General features: G+C 45.2%; 1 protein-coding gene. It reads left to right on the forward strand.

Annotated features, from left to right (window positions below; genetic code table 11):
- Positions 1 to 282: hypothetical protein (locus tag HMPREF2955_RS16610; protein ID WP_210401306.1), on the forward strand; the 282-nt coding region annotated here is incomplete at its 5' end.
- Positions 283 to 385: the final 103 nt, after the last annotated feature.

Here is a 385-nt window from a genome sequence, read left to right on the forward strand (position 1 = left end):
ACCAGTAAACCTAGAACAACTAGTAAACCTAGAACAACTAGCAAACCCAGAAAAACCAGTAAATCAAGAAAGGCCAACCCCGCAAGCTTACCAAGCCAAATGCCCATTGGCTTGCCAACTTACCAACTCGCCAACCCGTTCTTTGTCCGCTTTTCAGCAAAGAATTTAACACTAAAAGTGCCCATTTTATCCACCAACCGCCCACTCTGCCGCAAAAAATCGATTCTCGCGGAGGTTTGTTTCGATGCTAAAAGGGGTTGGACTGTGTATGCTGCAAAATGAATTATTATTCCAAAAGAACCGACATTTGCACCCGTTTTGGGGCACTTGCGGCAAAATGTAGTGCGTTTGGGTGCTAAACACAGTGCAATATGCCGCTAAACGC

The organism is Prevotella sp. HMSC073D09, assembly GCF_001814145.1.
Classification (GTDB): domain Bacteria; phylum Bacteroidota; class Bacteroidia; order Bacteroidales; family Bacteroidaceae; genus Prevotella; species Prevotella conceptionensis.